The organism is Aeromonas bestiarum, from assembly GCF_000819745.1.
Taxonomy (GTDB): domain Bacteria; phylum Pseudomonadota; class Gammaproteobacteria; order Enterobacterales; family Aeromonadaceae; genus Aeromonas; species Aeromonas bestiarum.
This window is the reverse complement of the sequence record NZ_CDDA01000015.1, coordinates 359,743-379,974: the sequence shown is the minus strand read 5'-3', so window position 1 is coordinate 379,974 and position 20,232 is coordinate 359,743. Positions and strand designations below refer to the sequence as shown.

General features: G+C 64.2%; 16 protein-coding genes. 6 read left to right on the top strand and 10 right to left on the bottom strand.

Going from position 1 to position 20,232, the window contains the following annotated elements; genetic code table 11:
* Window positions 1–47: 47 nt before the first annotated feature.
* The 10 genes from hydA to fadI form a co-directional block, all read right to left on the bottom strand.
* Entirely contained in the window at window positions 48–1,472 is a 1,425-nt protein-coding gene (gene hydA, locus BN1118_RS08935; protein WP_043555863.1) for a dihydropyrimidinase, read from the bottom strand.
* Window positions 1,473–1,582: 110 nt separating this feature from the next.
* Window positions 1,583–2,800, bottom strand: coding sequence for a YgeY family selenium metabolism-linked hydrolase (locus tag BN1118_RS08930; RefSeq protein ID WP_043555614.1), 1,218 nt, complete (start codon window positions 2,798–2,800; stop codon window positions 1,583–1,585).
* 140 nt (window positions 2,801–2,940) lie between these two features.
* On the bottom strand, window positions 2,941–4,140 hold the full coding sequence (gene dpaL, locus BN1118_RS08925) for a diaminopropionate ammonia-lyase (protein WP_043555861.1): 1,200 nt from the start codon (window positions 4,138–4,140) through the stop codon (window positions 2,941–2,943).
* 125 nt (window positions 4,141–4,265) lie between these two features.
* Complete coding sequence (gene ygeW, locus BN1118_RS08920; RefSeq protein ID WP_042871834.1) at window positions 4,266–5,453, bottom strand: knotted carbamoyltransferase YgeW; 1,188 nt, start codon at window positions 5,451–5,453, stop codon at window positions 4,266–4,268.
* A gap of 416 nt (window positions 5,454–5,869) precedes the next feature.
* The gene (locus tag BN1118_RS08915; RefSeq protein WP_043555613.1) at window positions 5,870–7,834 is read right to left on the bottom strand and encodes a sigma 54-interacting transcriptional regulator; all 1,965 of its coding nucleotides are present in this window, start codon (window positions 7,832–7,834) and stop codon (window positions 5,870–5,872) included.
* Window positions 7,835–8,049: 215 nt separating this feature from the next.
* Entirely contained in the window at window positions 8,050–8,934 is an 885-nt protein-coding gene (locus tag BN1118_RS08910; RefSeq protein WP_043555611.1) for an AEC family transporter, read from the bottom strand.
* Between the two features lie 12 nt (window positions 8,935–8,946).
* A complete protein-coding gene (locus tag BN1118_RS08905) occupies window positions 8,947–9,504 on the bottom strand; it encodes a YaeQ family protein (RefSeq protein WP_043137693.1) in 558 nt (185 codons plus the stop codon).
* A 193-nt stretch (window positions 9,505–9,697) separates the two neighbouring features.
* A complete protein-coding gene (locus tag BN1118_RS21125) occupies window positions 9,698–9,838 on the bottom strand; it encodes a TIGR02808 family protein (protein ID WP_005301193.1) in 141 nt (46 codons plus the stop codon).
* A 301-nt stretch (window positions 9,839–10,139) separates the two neighbouring features.
* Window positions 10,140–12,263 carry a fatty acid oxidation complex subunit alpha FadJ gene (fadJ, locus tag BN1118_RS08900; RefSeq protein WP_043555609.1) on the bottom strand — a complete coding sequence of 708 codons (2,124 nt, stop codon included), beginning with the start codon at window positions 12,261–12,263 and terminating at the stop codon, window positions 10,140–10,142.
* Window positions 12,263–13,573 carry an acetyl-CoA C-acyltransferase FadI gene (gene fadI, locus BN1118_RS08895; protein ID WP_043555608.1) on the bottom strand — a complete coding sequence of 437 codons (1,311 nt, stop codon included), beginning with the start codon at window positions 13,571–13,573 and terminating at the stop codon, window positions 12,263–12,265. Before fadI ends, fadJ begins: the two co-directional genes overlap by 1 nt.
* Window positions 13,574–13,767: 194 nt before the next feature.
* Here fadI and BN1118_RS08890 point away from each other — a divergent pair, with 194 nt between their 5' ends.
* Genes BN1118_RS08890 through BN1118_RS08865 form a run of 6 tightly spaced genes read left to right on the top strand, consistent with a single transcriptional unit; the run spans window position 13,768 to window position 20,222 of the window.
* Window positions 13,768–14,718, top strand: coding sequence for an AAA family ATPase (locus BN1118_RS08890; RefSeq protein ID WP_043555607.1), 951 nt, complete (start codon window positions 13,768–13,770; stop codon window positions 14,716–14,718).
* The gene (locus tag BN1118_RS08885; RefSeq protein WP_209428869.1) at window positions 14,715–15,605 is read left to right on the top strand and encodes a DUF58 domain-containing protein; all 891 of its coding nucleotides are present in this window, start codon (window positions 14,715–14,717) and stop codon (window positions 15,603–15,605) included. The genes BN1118_RS08890 and BN1118_RS08885 overlap by 4 nt, the downstream gene beginning before the upstream one ends.
* Window positions 15,590–16,153 (top strand): DUF4381 domain-containing protein, encoded by a 564-nt coding sequence (locus BN1118_RS08880; protein WP_043555605.1) that lies wholly within the window; start codon window positions 15,590–15,592, stop codon window positions 16,151–16,153. The genes BN1118_RS08885 and BN1118_RS08880 overlap by 16 nt, the downstream gene beginning before the upstream one ends.
* Window positions 16,150–17,145, top strand: a complete 996-nt coding sequence (locus BN1118_RS08875; protein ID WP_043555604.1) for a VWA domain-containing protein — start codon at window positions 16,150–16,152, stop codon at window positions 17,143–17,145. Before BN1118_RS08880 ends, BN1118_RS08875 begins: the two co-directional genes overlap by 4 nt.
* Window positions 17,146–17,169: 24 nt before the next feature.
* Window positions 17,170–18,687 (top strand): VWA domain-containing protein, encoded by a 1,518-nt coding sequence (locus BN1118_RS08870; protein ID WP_043555603.1) that lies wholly within the window; start codon window positions 17,170–17,172, stop codon window positions 18,685–18,687.
* Window positions 18,684–20,222, top strand: coding sequence for a BatD family protein (locus BN1118_RS08865; RefSeq protein WP_378039813.1), 1,539 nt, complete (start codon window positions 18,684–18,686; stop codon window positions 20,220–20,222). The genes BN1118_RS08870 and BN1118_RS08865 overlap by 4 nt, the downstream gene beginning before the upstream one ends.
* Window positions 20,223–20,232: the final 10 nt, after the last annotated feature.

The window sequence follows — 20,232 nt, the reverse complement described above, 5'->3', positions numbered from 1 at the left end:
TTCGTTGTTCACATGATCTTGTTGATTTGCGTGTTTCGAACTGCCTGTCAGCCCGCCACAGCGGAGCAAGGCGAGTGCAGATCCGGCGCCAACGCAGGGTCAAAGGGTGCCCTGGCCAGAAAGCGGCCGTGACCCCGTTGCCCGGTGAACTTGCCATCGCGGGCCACTGTCTCGCCGCGACTCAGGGTCATCCTGATCCGACCGGGGCAGCGCATCCCCTCGTAGGGGCTGTAGTCGCCGTTGTCGTGCAGCGCGGCGTGGCGGATTTGGGTCTCACCACGGGGGTCCATCAACACCAGATCGGCGTCGGCCCCCGGTTGCAGGTTACCCTTGCGCGGCCAGAGGCCGAACAGCCTGGCCGGATTGGCGCTGGTAAGCGCCACGAAGCGCGACGGCGAGATGCGCCCACCGAGCACCCCGTGGGCAAACAGCAGCAGCATCCGGTTCTCCACACCTGGCAGCCCGTTGGGGCAGAGGCTGAAATCGCCGCCCGAGAGGGTCATGCGCTGGGCGTGGGAGAAGTTGCAGTGATCGGTCGCCACCGTATCGATATCGCCGGCAGCGACGCCGACCCACAGCTTGTCCTGCTCGCTGCGCCCGCGCAGCGGCGGGCTCAGCAGGAAGTCGACCCCGTCTTCGCGGTAGTAGCAGCTGTCATCGAGCAGCAGATATTGAGGGCAGGTTTCCACCCAGACCGGCTGCCCCTGGCGGCGCGCCAGCTTCAGGTACTCGAGCCCCAGCCCGTTGGAGAGGTGGACGATATAGAGCGGCGCATTGCCAGCGAGCGCCGCCAGATTGATCATCCGGGCCACCGCCTCGGCTTCGCACTCCAGCGGGCGGCTCTGGGGGTGATACCAGGGTTCATGGTGGCCCGCGGCCAGCAGGGCCGAACGGCGCGCCGTGATGGCGGCATCGTTCTCGGGATGGACGGTGGCGAGCGCCCCCACCTCCTTGAGGCGGGCCAGCGCACGCAGCACGTCATGGTCCCCCAGCTTGTACTGGTAGGTGAGATAGAGCTTGAAGCTGCTGATCCCCTCCTCCTGCACCATGGCGGCCATTTCGTGGAGGATGGCGTCATCCACATGCTGGATCACGCCATGAAAGCTGTAGTCGATCACCGCCTGTGTGGCGGCGTAGTCGTGATAGCGGGCCAGCTGGTGATGCAGATTGCACCCCGCCGGGCCAAAACCCATGTGATCGATGATGGTGGTGGTGCCACCACAGGCGGCGGCACGGGTACCGCTGAAAAAGTCATCGCAACTGCGGGCAATCCCCACATCGATGTTGAAGTGGGTGTGGACATCGATGCCACCCGGCATCACGTAGCAGCCACTGGCATCGATCAGCTCGGTCTCGCCATCGGGCTGGATATCGGCGGCACGTGCCCGGATCACCCCGTTCTCGATAAGCAGATCCTGACGATACTCCCCTTGTGAATCGACCAGCACACCGTTTTTGATCAGCCGTTTCATCCCCACCACCTCGAACATCAGATCGCTTCAAACACCAAGGCCCCGCCTCAATGGAGACGGGGCACTGGCAACAGAGGGGCGGCGACAGCACTCGCCGCCCGGCTGGCCCCTCATTCGTCCAGCTCGGCCAGATAGAGCATGGGGATCACGGCGTACATGGCGGCGCACTTGACCAGATGCTCTTTCCAGGTCTTCTCGTTCGGCGCGTGGGCCTCCGGCTCCTTGCCCGGGCCAAAGCCGATGACCGGAATGCCGTGGCGACCCATGATGGAGACCCCGTTGGTCGAGAAGGTCCACTTGTCCACCACAGGCGCCTTGTTGAACAGCTGGGTGTAAGCCTTGGAGAGGGTCCGGACCGTGATGTGATCCTCTTCCACCTTCCAGGTCGGGAAGTAGCACTCGGTCGGGTAGACCAGCCCTGTGTAGGCCGGGCGATCGTACTGGTACATGGAGACCTCGGCCCCGGCGGCTTGCACCGCAGGCAGGGCGCGGATCTCGTCCAGCGCACCTTGCCAGCTCTCGCCCCAGGTGAGGCGGCGGTCGATGGAGACGGCGCAGCTGTCCGCCACGGCGCAGCGGCTTGGGGAGGTGAAGAAGATCTCGGAGACGGTCAATGTGCCCTTGCCGAGGAAGTCGTCATGGCCGAGGTTGTGGCTCAACTCCTGCAGCTCACCCAGGATGGGGCCCATCTTGAAGATGGCGTTGTCACCGCGCTCCGGCGCCGAGCCGTGGCAGCTCACCCCCTGCACCTCGACGCGGATCTCCATGCGGCCGCGGTGGCCACGGTAGATCTGGCAGTCGGTCGGCTCGGTACTGACCACGAACTCGGGGCGGATCTTGCTCTGCTCTATGATGTACTGCCAGCAGAGGCCGTCGCAGTCCTCCTCCTGCACTGTGCCTGTCACCAGCAGGGTATATTGATCTTCCAGCCCCATCTCCTTGATGAGCTTGCCGGCATAGACCATGGAGGCCATGCCCCCTTCCTGATCGGAGGCGCCGCGGCCACCTATGATCTCGTGATCCTCCATCCCCTCATAGGGATCGAAGGTCCAGTTGGCGCGGTTGCCGACCCCGACGGTATCTATGTGGGCATCCATGGCGATCAGGTGCGGGCCCTGGCCGATATAGCCGAGAATGTTGCCCATGGGATCGATTTCGACCCTGTCGAAACCGACCTTCTCCATCTCCTGCTTGATACGCAGCACCACCCGCTTCTCGTCACAGCTTTCGCTCGGGATGGCTATCATGTCGCGCAGGAACTGACTCATCTCGGCCTTGTACTGATGGGCCTTCTCCAACACCATTTCAAACGGAATCTGCTTGCTCATTGTCATTTCTCCAAACATTCGAGAGTGTGCTGCCTGTTCATCGGCAGCGCCCTGTGCCCGTTACCGCGCCCCGTTGGCGAGGCGCGATCAGTTCTTCAATTCGTGTCTCTGCTCTTGCAGGGAGTGACTCTCAGCCGGGGTTAGTCGCAGGCTGGATGTTTGCCTTCCCACACCACTTCCCGGTAGTGCTTCACATCGGTATCCCCTTCGGTGTTGATGATGAGCACCACCGAGTTGCTATCCAGCCCGAGGCGAGCCATCAGCGCCGCGCGATCCGGGTGGTGACGCACTGCCGCCAACACGCCGGTGCCGACCGAGCCGGATTCGCCGGAGATGATGCGCGGATCATTGCCAAGGGGGTTGCCCAGCACCCGCATGCCCAGCGCCGACACCTTGTCGTGGCAGGAGATGAACTGGGTGGTGCAGCTCTTGAGCAGCGGCCAGCCGAGCGGATTGGGTTCGCCACAGGCGAGACCGGCCATGATGGTGCGCATGTCGCCCCCCACGTTGACCATCTCCCCCGCCACACCGGAGCGGTAGATGCAGTCGGCCTGATCCGGCTCAACCACGATACTGTGCAGGTTTTTCGCCCCGAAGCAGTCCACCAGATAACCGAGCACCCCGCCTGCCAGCGCCCCGACCCCGGCCTGCAGCAGCACGTGGGTGGGCTGCTTGATGCCCATTCCCTGCATCTGTTCGACCGCTTCGTCGGCCAGGGTGGCGTAGCCCTGCATGATCCAGGTCGGGATCTGGGTGTAGCCCTCCCAGGCGGTGTCCTGGACTATGTGCCAGCCGCGCTCTTCGGCCATCTTCATGGTCAGGCGCACGGTGTCGTCATAGTTCATGTCGGTGACGATGCACTCGGCACCGAGATTGAGGATGTGATCCACCCGCTCCTGCGCCGAGCCCTTGGGCATGTAGACCACCGCATGCTGACCTACCTGCTTGGCAGCCCAGGCAACGCCGCGACCGTGGTTGCCATCCGTGGTGGTGGCGAAGGTCATCGGCTCCTTGATGGTGCGTTTGATCAGATCGAAGGAGAAATCCTCGACTGCCACCCCGTATTTTTCACAGAGCAGGTTGGCGATGGCGTAGACGCCCCCCAGCATCTTGAAGGCGTTGAGGCCAAAGCGTTTTGACTCGTCCTTGACCAATATATTTTTCACCCCGACATAGGCGGCCAGCGCTTTAAGATCGCACAGGGGGGTCGGCTCATAACCGGCCAGTTTCTTGTGAAAGGCGCGGGCCTTTTGCGCCTCTGCCCGGGAAAACAGAGATAGGGATTCACCGGTAAAAAAACGGTTATCGGCAATATCCATCTTCAGGGAGAATTGTGACATGAATACCTCACAGAGAGTCATCTCGCCGGGGATCATTGATTAAAAAGAGCCCCGGGGAGAGAACCCGTGACAATGATTGCGCCATGATGGCCGGGCGGGGAAATAATCCAGACCCGGCCCAACCATTATTTGACGCGTTTTTGCGCCTCTTTTATCAAGCCCTCAAGCGCGGCGCCTGGCGCCGAGAATTTACGGGCAACTATCATGGCGGCGATAATATAGGGCTTCCAACTCGCCTCTTTATAAGTGGCGATGCGGTATTTCTCGAATACCCCTTCGCTCACCTCGCCCGCCTGACAGGAGACGCCGGTAATATCGGCCGGCAGGCAGTGCATATAGAGCGCCTCTCCCCCTTTGGTGAGGGCCATCATCTCCTCGGTGCAGTGCCAATCCTGATGCTTGGCGTTCTGCGCCAAGCACTGCTTTTCCAGCTCCTTGAGGCCGGCGTGATCGTTGGCCCGCAGCAGCTCGGTGCGCTGCTCCATCACCTGATAGGGAGCCCAGGACTTGGGATAGACGATGTCTGCATCCTTGAAGGCCTCTTCCATGGAGGTGACCTGACGAAAGCTCCCGCCGGAGGCCTTGGCGTTCTCATGGGCCACAGCGATCACGTCCGGGATCAGGTCATACCCTTCGGGATGGGCCAGGGTCACGTCCATGCCGAAGCGGGTCATCAGCCCTATGATGCCCTGCGGCACGGAGAGCGGCTTGCCGTAGCTCGGGGAGTAAGCCCAGGTCATGGCAATCTTCTTGCCCTTGAGGCTCTCCAGGCTGCCGAAGTGCTCCTGCAGCCAGGCGAGATCAGCCATGGACTGGGTCGGGTGATCAATGTCGCACTGCAGGTTGACCAGGGCCGGGCGCTGGGGCAGCACCCCCTTCTCGAATCCTTCGTCCAGTGCCGCGCCCACTTCACGCATGTAGGCGTTGCCCGCCCCCAGATACATGTCGTCACGAATGCCGATGGCATCGGCGCAGAAGGAGATCATGTTGGCGGTTTCACGCACCGTCTCGCCGTGGGCTATCTGGGATTTGCCCTCGTCCAGATCCTGCTGGGTGAGGCCGAGCAGGTTGAGAGCGGAGGCATAGGAGAAACGGGTGCGGGTGGAGTTGTCACGAAACACCGAGATGCCAAGGCCGGTATTGAACAGCCTGGTGGCTATGTTCTCGGCCCGCAGTCCCTTGAGGGCCTCGGCCAGCTTGAGGACCAGCGCCAGCTCCTGGGGGGTCTGCTCCCAGGTCAGCAGGAAGTCCTTTTCATGCAGGTTGGATTTGAGCTCATTGATCTCTTTGATTAACTGGTTCACTGCTTTCATCGTTAGCCCCAATCTGTTGATGAGATATGGATTGCTCCCCTTCCACTCACAAGGTCACCGAAAATAGGGCCATTGGGTGAGTTCATCGGTCAGCGTCAAACAAGAGCAATCAATAAGCGTGCCAATGCGGTATTTAAGGAGGAATAACGAGAAACAGGAAAATAGATGTGAGCCAGCGCACATGACAACGCCATTCAGGCATATGGCGTGGCACTTTCACGATAAATGCCGGCACGCCAAAGCCGTATTTAAAATAGTGCCAAGATGCGCACTGATAATTATCACCCTGGCTATCAGATGCGGGCCGTTAATTGATAGGCGATGCGGGGGAATTATCATAATGATAATGGCCTTGCCCCAGGCGCAGCCATTATCTGCGAGCAGGTCGCCGCTTGTGGCCAGCGGCGGTGTGAGGATCAGGCCTGCACGGCGATCTCGTACTTCTTTATCTTGCGATAGAGGGTCGCAATCCCAATCCCCAACGCTTGGGCGGCCAGCTTCTTGTTGCCAAGACGCAGCAAGGTCTCCTCTATCACCTGCTTCTCCATGCTCTCCAGCCCGTTTTCCCCGAGGGGCAGATCCAGGCTTCGCTCGGCCTGGCCGGCTCCCCGCACCGCTGCGTGGCCTTGCAGGCTCCCTTCTCCCGCCAGGGGCCAGGTAGCCCCGACCGTGCCCTGCGTACCAGGTGCAGGGCTGACAGCTGCATTATGGCCAAAGGAGGGATCGGAGGCCGCTGCATGGGCGTAGGGCTCGGGCGCGAGCGGCATCCGCGCGATTTGCGCCGCGCTGCCGGGTTGCTCGTCCGCCGCGCTTCGCTGGTTGCGCAGGATATTGGGGGGCAACAGTATGCTCTCGATCACCTCCCCCGCCTGCACCACGTTGACCAGGTATTCGATGAGGTTGCTGAGTTCGCGCACGTTGCCTGGCCAGCGATACCCCTCGAGCAGGCCCATCACCTCAGGGCTCAGTCCCGGATAGATGAGGCCGATGCGGCTGGTGTGCAGGTTGAGGAAGTAGTGGGTCAGCAGCGCCACGTCCCCTTCCCGCTCGCGCAGGGGCGGCAGGTGAATGGGGATGACGTTGAGGCGATAGAAGAGGTCTTCGCGAAACTTGCCCTCGGCAATGTACTGCTCCAGATGCTGGTGGGTCGCGGCTATGATGCGAATGTCCACCGGCACGGGCCGGCTGGCACCTATGGGCGTCACCTCCCGCAGCTCCAGCACCCGCAGCAACTTGGCCTGCATGGTGAGCGGCATGTCTCCTATCTCGTCGAGAAACAGGGTGCCCTGATGGGCGGCCTGGATCAGCCCCTGCTTGCCGCCGCTGGAGGCGCCGGTGAAGGCCCCCTTCACGTAGCCAAACAGCTCGCTCTCCAGCAACTGCTCCGGAATGGCGGCGCAGTTGATGGCGATGAAGGGCTTGTCATGACGCGGGCTGAGCCGGTGAATGGCGCGGGCCACCACCTCCTTGCCGGTGCCGCTCTCGCCGCAGACCAGCACGCTGGAGGGGCTCAGGGCGATGCGATGGAGCAGTTTTTTCAGCGCCCGCATCGGCTTGCTTTCGCCGATCAGCAGCGCCATGCCCTCGTCCGGCTCCAGCGGCTGGCTCAGGGCCGAGTGGGACTGGTGAAACGCCATCAGAAACAGCTGCTGGCCCTGCACATGGTGCAGCTGGCCAATGATGAGCTCCTGGCGATCCGCCAGTGTGATGATGTGCTGCATGTGCCCGGTCAGCCCCTGCTGGGCAAAGGTGAGCGGACGCACGCCAATCTCGCGCCCCAGCAACTGCTCCTGCTGGCAGTTGAGCTGCTTGAGCGCCACCTCGTTGGCATAGCGTACCTGGCTCTTCTCGTCGAGCAGCAGGCAGCCCTGATCCATGTGGCTCATCAGGTTCAGGAACACCTTGTTGACCCCGTCCGACAGCCCGCGGGAATCGAGCAGCTTGGCCACGAAGATGCTGGAGATGTGCTGCACATAGTCACACACCTCCTGCAGATTGTTGTTGAGGCGCGCCTGCTGCTCGGCGTTGAAGGCCACCAGGCTGATGACCCCGATGCAGGTTTCCTCCACCATGATGGGCACCCCGAGGAAGGCGCGCTCCCGACAGCTCTCCTTGCAGCTGCACCCCTCACAGACGGGATCCTCGCTGGTGTGGGTGACTATCTTCTCGCTCTGGTGTTCGATCACGTAGCGCAACAGGCGGGAGTCTCCCTCCAGCTGGCGGCCGAAAAACTTGCCGTAAGGGCCGGTTCCCGCCACCCGCACCATGTTGGCGTCGACGATTTCCACTTCCAGTTGCAGCACGCTGGCCAGCATCTTGGCAAAGCGCAAGATGGTGGGCTGGATCTGCATCAACAAACATTGGTTACTGACGGACATCATGTTGTAAATCCCTTGGCTCCCACCCTGGGTGGGATTCATGCTGGCCAGATACTATGCCAATTCGACGGCAGCGACTTCGCCGAGGATCACGAAAAGGGAACTTGCGCTCACCCCGCTGCCGGGAGTGGGAGCTGGCGCAGACTGGGGAAGATAAGAGCGAAGGAGCAAGCCGTGGACGCCAGCAGGCGTCCACGAAAACTGCGGAAAAAACCGGCTCAGCCGTTAATGTGCAGGGCCAGCCAGACCGCCAGCGGAATGACGACGACCGAAAGCGCATTGCCGCCGAGCACGATACTGGCCACCTTCTCGGGCTGACACTGGTACTGCTCGCACAGCATGTAGTTGAGCACCGCCGGGGGCAGCGCCACCGACAGCATCAGGAGCGGGATCCAGGCCGGTTGCAGCGGCAGCAGCCAGACCGCGAGTCCAAGGGAGATCCCGCCCGCCAGCAGGTAGAGCAGGTTGCACTTGAGGGCGAGCCCCAGGTGGTCAAGCTCCCCTTCCATCAGCCGGATGCCGAGGGCAAACAGCATCAAGGGCACCGAGATCTGGCCGAGCAGGGAGGCGCTGGTCACCAGGTATTCCGGCAGCGCAATGTGCAGGTTGGCCACCAGCAAGCCGGCGAAGGCGGCCCACAGCACAGGGCTGCGCAGCCAGAGCCAGCGGGAGGTGTTGGCCGAGAGGATGAACATGCCCACCGAGAAGTGGAGCAGGTTGGAGAGCACGAACAGTATGACGATGGCGCCCAGCTGCTGCTCGCCAAAGGCCAGCACCATCAGCGGAATGCCGAGGTTGCCCGTGTTGCGAAACATGGCGGGCAGGATCAAGGCCGGTCTGCTGATGCTTTTCAGTCTGAGCAGGGAGAGCAGCAGACCCGGCAACAGGATCACCAGGGCCCCCGCCGCGATGAGCGGCAAATGGGCCATCAGCGCCAGCGGATATTTGACCAGCGCCGAGAACACCAGCGCCGGGGTAAACAGCTCGATATTGGCCCGGTTGACATAGCCCAGCGCCCCGCCCGGTCGCAGCCGGCCATAGAGGGCACCCAAGCCCACCACGGCAAACACCGGGATGACGATATTGAGCAGTGCGCTGAACATGGGCGAGCCTCTTTACAGTTCGCGGGCGGGTGGCCCCATCAGCAAGACGGGATCCAGCGTCACTTCCAGCGTGCCGTTGCTGACCCAGAGCTGACCGTCGGAGATGGTGCAGGTGAGGTGCATGGTGCGCGCCACCATGGCGGTCAGCGGCAGGGTCTGGCTGTCGGAGAGCTCGATCACGGTGAGGTTGTCGTGCTGGCTGAGCTTGCCCTGATTCTGCTTCCACCAGACGTTGGTGCCACGGCCGCCGTAGAGGTAGAGCACCACATGACGGGAGCGGTTGCACGCCTTCTTCAGACGACGCTCGTCGGGCTGGCCCAGCTCGATCCAGAGCTCGATTTCATCGGAATAGTTCTTGCGCCACAGCTCGGGCTCATCGTCGGCGGAGAGCCCCTTGGTGAACTCCAGCCGCTCGGCGGCGTGCCAAGCGAAGGCCGCCAGCCGGATCATCATGCGCTCATCGGTCTCGGAAGGGTGACGAGCCAGGGTCAGTGAGACGTCCTGATATTGGTGGCGGTCCATGTCGGACAGGCTGAGTTGAGCCTTGAATACGGTTGCCTTGAGAGCCATAGAAACCTTGAATACCTTGAGTGGTCAATCCGGAGTGGAAAAACTGCGCGCCAGTGTAATCAAAATCGGCTATCGGTTCGACCACCTTGGCCAAACATTTACCCTGAGCGGCGCGGATAAGTGCCGAAAAAGGCTCAAAAAACAAATGCCAGTCCGAAGACTGGCATTTGGCGGTATGAACGAAAGAAGCGGATCACTTCTCGGCGGACTTGACCCCGAAGGCATTGAGCAGCAAGCAGCAGGTCACTGCCACCGCCACAAACCCGCTCAGGAAGATAAAGGGCATGGCCCCGTATCCCAATACAGTCCAGATGGTTTGTTCAAGCAGACTCATTATGTGTCCTTCATCCAGTGAAATGGGTGTCCCTTTCGTGACGGGGTTATCCCCCCGTTCCTGATGATGCTATTTGACCCCAACCAGCGCCTGAGTCCTATGCCACCAAAGTAATAAATAGGGGGCGACTTTGCGCTGGATCAACAATTTGGCCCTTGGCCAGGACAAATATGGACGCAATTCAGCCAGTTGTCAGCCGACTGTGCCTGCCGCCCACGGCATGGATCGCGTAAAACGAAGGAGGCGACCCTGGGGTCGCCTCCTTGACATCAGCCCTGCCGTCACCGGCAAGGTGCGCTGCTTAGTAGAAGCTCAGCTGCTCCGCCGCCATCGCCTTGAGGCGCTCGCAGGGTGCAAAGCGGTCGCCGTAGCGTTTCTGGTAGTGCTCGAGGCGCCCCACCAGATGTTCTATGCCGAGGCTGTCCATGTAGCGGAAGGGGCCGCCGAGGAAGGGCGGGAAGCCGATGCCGAAGATGGCGCCTATGTCGCCGTCACGAGCCGAGGCCACCACGCCGCTGTCCAGCGCCATGGCCGCTTCGTTGAGCATCATCAGCACGCAGCGTTCGGCAATCTCCATCCGGGATTGCTTGGGCACAGGCTTCACGCCCAGCACGGCGTAGACGCTCTCGTCCACCTTCTTCTTGCCTTTGGCCGCCTTGCCATAGAGGTAGAAACCCTTGCCGTTCTTGCGCCCCTTGCGATCGTTTTGCAGCAGCTTGTCAAACGCCGCCGGCGCCTGGAAGCGCTCGCCCCCCAGCTCTTTCTCCAGGATGGGCGAGATCTTGGCGCCCACGTCTATCCCCACCTCGTCGAGCAGGGTGATGGGACCGACCGGGAAGCCGAAATCGAGCAGAGCGCCGTCCAGCACCTCCACCGGCTCCCCTTCCAGCACCAGCCGTGCCGCCTCGTTCATGTAGGGCGCCAGGATGCGGTTGACGTAGAAACCGGCCTCGTCTTTCACCACGATCGGGGTCTTGCCCTGGGCACGGGCAAACGCCAGCGTGGTGGCCACCGTCTCGGCACTGGTGCCGGCGTGGGGAATGATCTCGGCCAGCGGCATCTTGTCCACCGGGCTGAAGTAGTGCAGCCCCACGATCCGCTCCGGGTGCGCCGCCCCGGCCGCTATCTGGTGGATGGGCAGGGAGGAGGTGTTGGAGGCAAAGACGGCTGGCGAGCCGCACTCGCGCTCCACCTCCTTCACCATCTGATGCTTGAGGGCGAGATCTTCAAACACCGCCTCCACCACCATGTCCACCCGGTGGAAACCCGAGTAGTCCAGCGTGCCTGACAGCAGGCTCATCTGTTTCTCCAACTCGCTGCGCAGAATGTGGCGACGCTTGAGCTTCTTGGCCAGGATCTCGTAGCTGTAGCGCATGGCATTGCCAATACCCGCGCTCGCCACGTCCTTGATCCGCACCGGTACACCCGCCTTGGTGGCGGTGACGAAGGCGATACCGCCCCCCATTAGGCCCCCGCCCAGCACGGCAGCGTGGGTAACCTTGCGCGGTTCGGCTCCCTGATAGGTGACCTCCTTCTTCATCTCTGTGGTGGCGAAGAAAATGGAGCGCAGGGCGGCGGATTCCGCCGTCATCACCAGCTCGCCAAAGTGGCGGGATTCGGCGGCGAGGCCGGCCTGCATCCCCTCTTCCACCCCGATGCGTACCACCTCGAGGATCCGCTCCGGCGCCGGGTAGTTGCCGCGGGTCTTGGCTTTGACCCCCTTGCGGGCCTGATCGAACAGCACCTTGCGACCCAGCGCATTGGTCTCCAGCAGCTTGCCCTGCAGATCCCGCTTCAGCTCGTGACGGGGTTTGCCCTTCTTGGCCAGCTTGATGGCAGCATCAAGCAGGATAGAGGGCGGCACCACATCGTCCACCAGTCCCAGTTTTTTGGCCTGTTTGGCCCGCACCTGCTTGCCGGTCAGCATCAGATCCAGCGCCTTGGCCACCCCGATGAGACGCGGCAGCCGCTGGGTCCCGCCGGAGCCCGGCAGCAAACCCAGTTGTACTTCCGGCAGCCCCAGCACGGTTTTACCCTGATCTGTCACCACCCGGCCATGACAGGCCAGCGCCAGCTCCAGCCCGCCGCCGAGGCAGGGGCCGTGAATGGCGGCGATCACCGGGATGGCCAACGACTCGATCTCGGCAAAAATCACCTGCCCTTCCCGCGACAGCGTCTGGGCATCCTGGGCACTGGTGCAGGCCGCCAGCATGCTGATGTCGGCGCCTGCGATGAAGGAGTCCTTTTTGCCGGAGGCCACCACCAGACCGATCAGCTCCTTGTTGGCCTTCACCTCGGCCAGCACGGTGCGGATCTCGTCCACGAAGGCGGCCTTCAGGGTATTCATGCTCTCGCCCGGCACATCCATGGTGAGGATACCGATGCCATCCTGGCGCACCGCCAGGGAAAAAGTCTTCTCGCTCATCACTCTACCTCCAACACCATGGCCACACCGAGCCCACCCGCCGCACAGGCGGTGTTAAGTCCCAATCCCCCACCCCGACGACGCAGTTCGTGCAGCGTCTGGGTGATCATGCGCGCACCGGTTGCGGCAAAGGGATGGCCATAGGCCAGGGAGCCACCGAGCACGTTGAACTTGTCCATGTCCACCTCGCCGATGGCTTGATCCCGGCCCAATTTGCTGCGGGCAAACTCCAGGCTTGAAAACATCTTGAGGTTGGCCAGGGTCTGGGCGGCAAAGGCCTCGTGCATGTCGATCAGGGTGAGATCGCTGAGCGTGATGCCGGCGCGGTCCAGCGCCAGCGGCGTGGCATAGGAGGGGCCCATCAGCATGTCCTGCCACACATCGATGGCAGAGAAGGCGAAGCTGCGGATGTAGCCAAGCGGCTCGAGGCCGAGCTCTTTGGCCCGCCCTTCGCGCATCAGCAGCACGGCGGCGGCGCCGTCGGTGAGCGGGGTGGCGTTGGCGGCGGTGACAGTGCCATGCACCCGGTCAAACACGGGTTTGAGCTTGGCGTAGCTCGCCAGATCGGACGCTTCGCGGATGTTGTTGTCCCGCTCCAGCGGCGACTTGTAGGGGGGCACGTGGGCGGTGAACACCTCGCCGCTCAGCTTGCCATCGGCCCAGGCTTGCGCCGCCAGGCTGTGGGAGCGGTGGGCCAGCGCATCTTGCGCCTCGCGGCTGATCTGGTGGCTCTTGGCCATCTGCTCGGCGGTCTGCCCCATGGAGAGACCGGTGGAATACTCGGCCACGGCGGGCGGCACCGGCATCAGATCCTTGATCCTCAATGCCCGCAGAATATTGAAGCGCTGCTGCAGGTTGCGAGCCTTGTTGAGATCCACCAGGGCGCGGGCCAGCGTCTTGCTGACGCCGATGGGCAGCACTGAGGAGGAATCGGCCCCGCCGGCGATGGCGATGTCGACCGTGCCGGCCATGATGGATTCGGTGACGTTGGCCACCGCCTGGAAACTGGTGGCGCAGGCGCGCGACACGCTATAGGCATCCGTGGTGACGCTCATGCCGGTGCCGAGCACGATTTCACGGGCTATGTTGGGCGCTTCCGGCATCTGTACCACCTGGCCGAACACCAGCTGGTCGATGAGTGCGGGATCGAGATCGGTACGGGCGAGCAGTTCACTCACCACCAGCTTGCCGAGATCCACTGCGGGCACGCCGTGAAAGGCGGTGGCCTGCTTGGCAAAAGGGGTACGCAGACCCGCCACGACGGCAATCCGTTCGCCCTGGCGAGTCGTCAGTTTCAATGGCTGTTTCATCCTGGCTCCTTGGTTAAACGAGAAGATTAAAAGGAAGAGGTCTGACCTCGTTGGGCCACATCTTAACAATCCACTCACAAATTTCATACGGCTGATTGAAACTAAATTGCCCCCATCTTTGCCCCCTCCCTCGCCCTCGGGGGCCAACTGGAGTATAAAAAGATCAACCTCCATAAAAACAACGGGTTCATCACATGGCAGCGGCCGAGTTCAGAGCGCTTGGGGACTATCTTGGCAGTCAAATTCTGGGACAGGGAGCACTGATAGAAGGGCTGCTGATCGCCCTGCTATGTGAAGGACATGTGTTAATCGAAGGGGCCCCCGGTCTTGCCAAGACCCGCGCAGTCAAAGCGCTGGCCGGTGCCGTGGAGGGGCGTTTCGCCCGCATCCAGTTTACCCCCGACCTCTTGCCTGCCGATCTCACCGGCAGCGAGGTGTTTCACCCGCAAGACGCCAGCTTCGTGTTCCAGCCAGGTCCATTGTTCAACCACCTGGTGCTGGCGGACGAGATCAACCGGGCCCCCGCCAAGGTGCAATCCGCGCTGCTGGAGGCCATGGCCGAGCACCAGATCACGGTGGGCAAGAAGAGCTGGCGCCTGCCACCGCTGTTTATGGTGGCGGCCACGCAAAATCCGATAGAACAGGAGGGGACCTACCCGCTGCCGGAGGCCCAACTCGACCGTTTCCTGCTCAAGCTGCTGGTGGATTACCCCAGCCCCGCCATGGAGCTGGCCATCTTGCAGCTCAACGCCCGGGGCGAGCAGCTGACGCCACCGCCGGTCACCCTGAGCCAGGCCGATCTGCTGGCGGCCCGCTCGGCGGTACAGGCCGTGCAGATGCAGGGGCGGCTCGAACACTATCTGGTGCAACTGGTGTGCGCCACCCGCCCGGGCAGCGGCCTGTGCCCCGAGCTTGAACCCCTCATCGCCGTGGGTGCCAGCCCCAGAGCCAGCATAGGCCTGGCCCGCGCCGCCCGCGCCCAGGCCTGGCTCGCCGGACGGGACTTCGTGCTGCCGGAGGACATACAACAGCTGGCCCCGGCCATACTGCGCCACCGCCTCATTCCCAGCTATCAGGCGCTGGCAGACAACCTGGACAACGACACCCTGATCGCCCAGCTGCTGGACGCGATACCGTGCCCTTGACTCCCCAGCCGGATCCCCGCGCGCATCCCGCTATTGCCCTCACCCTGGCCCAGTTGCTGGCCATCCGGCTGTGGGCGAGACAGGGGCCGAGGGCGCGTGTCCAACCGGCCCAGCAGGGCAGGCTTGGCCGCATGCCGGGGCTCACCTTTCGCGAGCTGCGCGCCTATCAGGCGGGGGATGAGGTGCGCCACATCGACTGGCGGGTCACAGCCCGGCTCGGTCGCCCCTACACCAGGCTCTACAGCGAGGAGCAGGATCAGGCCCACTGGCTGCTGCTCGATCTCTCCCCCGCCATGTACTTCGGCTCACAGCTGCAACTCAAGGCCCGCCTGGGTTGCGAGCTGGCAGCGGCCCTCTTGTGGCAGGGGGAGAAACAGGCCAACACCCTGATCTGCCACGGCGTTGAGTGCCATGTCCAGCCCCAGCGCGGCTCCCTGGTACCCTTGCTGGAGACCCTTTGCCACCACTACGACCAGGGGCTGGATCGCGCTCCCCTGCCGCACTCGCTGGCGCAGACCCTGGCACGGCTCACCCTGCCCCACGGCGCCAGATTGACGATCATCACGGATCACCAGCCCTGCGATGAGGCCCTCCGCCAGCAGTTGCAACTGCTCGGTCACCGCCACGACATCCACTGCTGGCAGATCCGGGATCCGCTGGAGGCAAGCCTGCCCGCGCAGGGACGACTGGCGGTGCAGGCGGGCAGACAGCACGGCTGGCTCGATGCCACTCAGCCCGGCTTTGCCCACCGCTACCAGCGGGCGGCCGAGCGGCTGGCCAGGCAGTGTCATCAGCAACTGCTGCCGCTGGTGCAGCGTCTCTACCGGCTCGACAACGGCCAGCCGCTGCAGCGTCAGTGGCAGGAGGGTGCATGTCGCCAGTTCTGAGCCTGCTCGCCGCCGTCTCAAGCGCGCCACCCATGTCTGCGCTGGCGGCGCAGCTGCGCGATATCCATCCTGGCCCCATGTTGACCCAGGCAGCGGATCCCCGCCTTCAGGGCTGGTGGGCGCTGCTGATCATGCTGCTGATGGGGGCGCTGATCGGTGCAGCCCTGCTCAGCCTGCTGCGCTATCGCCGCTGGCAGCGACAAATCGACTGGGAGGCGCCCGAGCTGGTGCCCAGATTGCAGGCAGTGCTGCGCGAGGCCGCCCTTGGCCGCTGGCCCGAGGCGCGCACCTTGCAAGGGGAGGCCTGGCTCGCGTTCCTGGACAGGCAGGGCAGCAGCCAGTTTCGTGAATTTGCGGCCCTCTGGCCACACTGGCTCTACGGCCAGGGGATACCGGATGCCCGCCAGTGCGAGGCGCTGCGCCGTGCCTACCTCAGCTGGGGGCGAGCCTGCTGCTGCCTGCCACAGAGGGTGATCACACTGAGGATCCGTTGGCAACAGGGTCTGGTGCGCCTGCGCACCAGCACTAGAACCGGGAGATCATCATGATCCTCGCCTGGCCCTGGTTTGCGCTGGCACTGGCACTGCCACTCCTGGTGCGCTTCGGCCTGCCGCCGCGTTCAACCGACCCGCACAGCGGCACTGCGCTGGCGCACGACGGCTTTCCTCTGTTGCGTGCCCACGCCGGCCAGCCACTCTGGCGCATGGCCCTGTGCTGGTGCGCCCTGGTGCTGGCCCTGTGTCGCCCTCAATGGCAGGAGCCACCCCTCGTCAGCTACCAAAGCAGCCGGGATCTGATCCTTGCGGTTGATCTCTCCGACAGCATGCGCACCCAGGACATGCTGGATGAGGGAGAGCAGCGGGACAGGCTCAGTGCGGTGCGCCAGCAGATAAGTCAGCTGATCCAGGCGCGCCCTGGCGATCGCATTGCCCTCATCGTCTTCGCCGATCACGCCTACCTGCTCTCGCCCCTGACCCAGGAGACCCAGGCCCTGCTCACCCTGGCCCGCGAGCTGGACTTCGATCTGGTGGGCCGCACAACGGCACTGGGGGAAGCCATACTGCTGGCCCGCCAGCATGCCGACCCCAACCGCCCCACTGCCCTGCTGCTGGTCACAGATGGTCGCAACACCGCGGGCAGCGCCGATCCTCTGAGTGAGGCCAAACGGGCCGCCGCCAGCGGCATGACCCTCTATACCCTGGGGGTGGGGGCTGATCCCGATACCTTCGCCGAGGCCATGGCTCCGGCGCAGAGCGATCCCAGCGCCGAGCTGGACGAGGCCCTGCTGCAACAACTGGCCAAGGTGGGCCATGGCCGCTATTTCCGCGCCCGCACCCAAAGCGATCTCGCTGCCATCAACCAGACCCTGGATACCCTGGAGCCCGTCGCCACACCCCACACCCGCTATCGGCCAAACGTGGATCTCTACCCCTGGCCGCTGGCGCTGGCCTGGCTGCTGTTGATCTGGCCCGCCCGGCTGCGCTGGCCCCGCTCCTTGCGTCTGCGCTCGCGACTGCCACGGGGGCAGGCTCATGATTAAGCTCCCCTGCCAGGAATGGCCGTCATGGAGCTGATCCTGTTGCGCCCGCTCTGGCTGCTGGCCCTGCTGCCCTGGCTGTGGCAAGGCTGGCGTCGTCGCCGGCAGCCACAGCTGCTCGCCCCCGCCATGCAGGCCTACCTGCTGCCGGGCCGGCGCCGTACCCTGCCCTGGCTCTGGCTGGCGGGCCTGCCCGTCATACTGGCCCTCAGCGGCCCCGCCCTGCGCCAGCAGAGCCAGGCCATACCGACGCAAGCCCTCGACATCTGGTTGCTGGATCTCTCCCGCTCCATGCTGGCCACCGATCTGCTGCCGGACAGGGCCACCCGGGTGCGGGTGCTGCTGCAGGATATGCTGGCCGAGGCCCGCTCGAGCCAGGAGGGACGCCCCATCGCCCTCATACTGTTTGCCGGCGATGCCTACCTCGCCATGCCCGCCACCCGGGATCACCAGGCCATGGCGCTGCTATTGCCCGACCTGCGCCCGGCCATCATGCCCAGACAAGGGAGTGCGCCCGAGCGCGCCGTGGCGCTGGCGCTCGGCCAGATCCCCCCGGGCCAGCAGGCACGCCTGCTGCTGGTCACCGACGGTCTCTCGGCGAGGCAAGCGGACCGGATCCGAGCGCTCTGGCCCTGTCAGGGCAGCCTGTTTTGCCATGAACGGGCAGCCCCCCGCCTCGACATATTGCTCGCCAACGGCGGCAAAATCAGCAGGCTGCCGCCCGCCGCCAGCGAGGTGCAAGGCGTTGGCGCCCCCTTCGGCCGCGAGCTGCCCGCCCCCGATGTGGCGACCATGCAGCAACTTGCCAGCGAGCTTGGCGGTCAGTTGCAATGGCTGCAGGCCGGGCTGCCACGCTTTGCGCCCCTGCCCATGAGCCAGACGCTGACGGCCCATCAGTCGCGGGATCTCGGCCCCTGGTTGCTGCTGCCCCTGCTGCCGCTGGCCCTGCTGGCCCGTGTCGGCACGCTCTGGTTGCTTCTGCTGGTCGCAGGCGCGGGTCTCCTCACCCCGCCTCCCTCGCAGGCCAGCCCAGCCGCAGCGCTATCTGCACAGGAGAGCCAGGCCTGGCAAGCATTCCAGCAGGGGCACTATCTGGCGGCGGCTCGCCGCTTCCAGGACCCCGTCTGGCAGGGGAATGCCTGGTATAGAGCCGGTGACTACGCCCGGGCCGTCGCCGCCTACGCCAGTGCGAGCAGTGCCACCGCCCACTACAACCGGGGCAATGCGCTGGTGCAGCTCGGGGATCTGGTCGCCGCCGAGCAAGCCTATCTGGCGGCGCTGGCGTTGGAGCCGGGCCACCAGGATGCGCTCTACAACCTCGCCCTGCTGCGGGCTCAGCCGCCCCAGGCCAGCCCGGCAGCGCAGGATCCCAAGCCCATCGACGCCCCCGAGCAGGCCGCCACCCCGGACGCGCCGCTGCCGCCAGCCCCCCCTGTGGTGCTGCTGGAGCAGCGGTTGCGCAAGGAGGCCCAGCGTCGCCAGCAGCTCAAGGAAGAGGTAAAAGGCGCCTGGCCTTCAGCGCTGAAAGGGGATGACACCTGGTGAAGATCAATCCTCTGCTGCCTTGGCTGCCTTGGCTGTCTTGCTGGCTGCTGCTCTGGCTGCTGTCAACCCCGGCCCTGGCCGCGCCGCCCAGGGCCGAGCTGTTGCCGGGGGCCGACAGCCGTGACTGGCTGCTGATCATAGAGGCAGACGGGGAGCGCCAGAGCAACGAACTCGCCATTGCTCCCCTGCTTCGCCAGTTCGCGGTGGGCAAGGTGACCATGAGCCGGGTCACCACTCCCGTGCACAGCCTGACCCGCTGGCAGATCCCGCTGCACACCCTGGATACGGGCCCCGGGGTCGTGCCCCCCCTGTCACTTGGGCCGGAGCAGACCCCGGCCTTGCCCCTGCCAAAGCGCAGCCAGGCGGGCACGCTGGCAGCGCAACCCAGCCAGCCCATCTCCCCCATAGAGCTGCAGGCCAGGGTGCTGCATCAGGGGCCGCTCTATCCGGGCCAGCCCTTCATCTATCAGCTCAGCCTCTGGCTGCCCGCCAACATGGAGGCCCCCAACCTCACAGAGCCGGCCAGCGACGCCTTCACCATTCGCCGCCTGGGCAACGATCAGTGGCAGGCTCCGGCGGGGGCGGGATTGCCGGGTCGGCTGACCCGCAACTGGCTGCTGCAGGCCAGGGAGCCCGGGCTGCATCCGCTGGTGTCGCCGCGCTTTCAGGGCCGCCTGCCCCAGGATAACGGCACCAGTGACCCCCTCTCGGCCAGAGCGGCCACCCTGTTTGTGAAAATCGATCAGGCGCCGCAGCAACCCGTGGCCAGCCAGCTGACTCTGAGCCAGCAGTTGAGCCCGGCCTCGGGCGCCAGGGAGGGAGAGCCTGTGATCCGCACCCTGACGCTGGTGATGGAGGGCGGCGATGGCAACCGGCTCACCCTGCCCGGGCTCACCGGGCCCGCTGCCCTGCCCGCCGGCATGCAGGCAAGACCGGATGGGGAACAGCAGCAGGAGCGCTTTCTCGCCAAGGGGGCGCTGCGCTTCGAGCGCCAGTGGCGCCAAGCCCTGACGGCCACGGCGCCAGGCGACTACCTGCTGCCGGCCATCACCCTGCCCTGGTTCAACACCCGAAGCGGGCGCATCGAATACGCCCGCCTGCCCGCCACCCCGCTGCGCATAGAGGCGGGCACACAGGCACAGGAAGCCTTCACAGAACCAAACCATGAGAGCCTTCACTGGGCGATCTGGGCCCTGCTGCTGCGGGCTCTCTGGCAAGGGTGGCCACGCTGGCACGCCTTCTATCGCTTGCAGCGGACACTGCGGCGCGAGGATGCAAACCACGCCAGAGCGGCCCTGCTGGCATGGGCCAGTCTGCGCTGGCCACGGCGCCATACGCACCTCAGCGGCTTGCCCTGTCGTCATGCCCCCGCGCTTGCCGCCGGACTCGCCGCGCTGGATCGCGCCTGTTTTGCCACCCAGGCCACCCCCGCCGACCGTCAGCGCCCATGGCAAGGCCTCGCCGGCCCGCTATGCGCGTATGAAACTTTTGCGATAGCCTATGGCCTCAGGCAACTGGCCCGCCTGGGTCAGTGACCCTTGAGGA

What these genes read in the sequence shown, in the direction of transcription:
- BN1118_RS08890 (WP_043555607.1), top strand. Translation starts at nt 13,768, where the DNA reads ATGGCAGCGGCCGAGTTCAGAGCGCTTGGGGACTATCTTGGCAGTCAA.
- BN1118_RS08905 (WP_043137693.1), bottom strand. Translation starts at nt 9,504, where the DNA reads ATGGCTCTCAAGGCAACCGTATTCAAGGCTCAACTCAGCCTGTCCGAC.
- fadJ (WP_043555609.1), bottom strand. Translation starts at nt 12,263, where the DNA reads ATGAGCGAGAAGACTTTTTCCCTGGCGGTGCGCCAGGATGGCATCGGT.
- fadI (WP_043555608.1), bottom strand. Translation starts at nt 13,573, where the DNA reads ATGAAACAGCCATTGAAACTGACGACTCGCCAGGGCGAACGGATTGCC.
- BN1118_RS08875 (WP_043555604.1), top strand. Translation starts at nt 16,150, where the DNA reads ATGATCCTCGCCTGGCCCTGGTTTGCGCTGGCACTGGCACTGCCACTC.
- BN1118_RS08870 (WP_043555603.1), top strand. Translation starts at nt 17,170, where the DNA reads ATGGAGCTGATCCTGTTGCGCCCGCTCTGGCTGCTGGCCCTGCTGCCC.
- BN1118_RS21125 (WP_005301193.1), bottom strand. Translation starts at nt 9,838, where the DNA reads ATGAGTCTGCTTGAACAAACCATCTGGACTGTATTGGGATACGGGGCC.
- BN1118_RS08880 (WP_043555605.1), top strand. Translation starts at nt 15,590, where the DNA reads ATGTCGCCAGTTCTGAGCCTGCTCGCCGCCGTCTCAAGCGCGCCACCC.
- BN1118_RS08910 (WP_043555611.1), bottom strand. Translation starts at nt 8,934, where the DNA reads ATGTTCAGCGCACTGCTCAATATCGTCATCCCGGTGTTTGCCGTGGTG.
- hydA (WP_043555863.1), bottom strand. Translation starts at nt 1,472, where the DNA reads ATGAAACGGCTGATCAAAAACGGTGTGCTGGTCGATTCACAAGGGGAG.
- dpaL (WP_043555861.1), bottom strand. Translation starts at nt 4,140, where the DNA reads ATGTCACAATTCTCCCTGAAGATGGATATTGCCGATAACCGTTTTTTT.
- ygeW (WP_042871834.1), bottom strand. Translation starts at nt 5,453, where the DNA reads ATGAAAGCAGTGAACCAGTTAATCAAAGAGATCAATGAGCTCAAATCC.
- BN1118_RS08915 (WP_043555613.1), bottom strand. Translation starts at nt 7,834, where the DNA reads ATGATGTCCGTCAGTAACCAATGTTTGTTGATGCAGATCCAGCCCACC.
- BN1118_RS08930 (WP_043555614.1), bottom strand. Translation starts at nt 2,800, where the DNA reads ATGAGCAAGCAGATTCCGTTTGAAATGGTGTTGGAGAAGGCCCATCAG.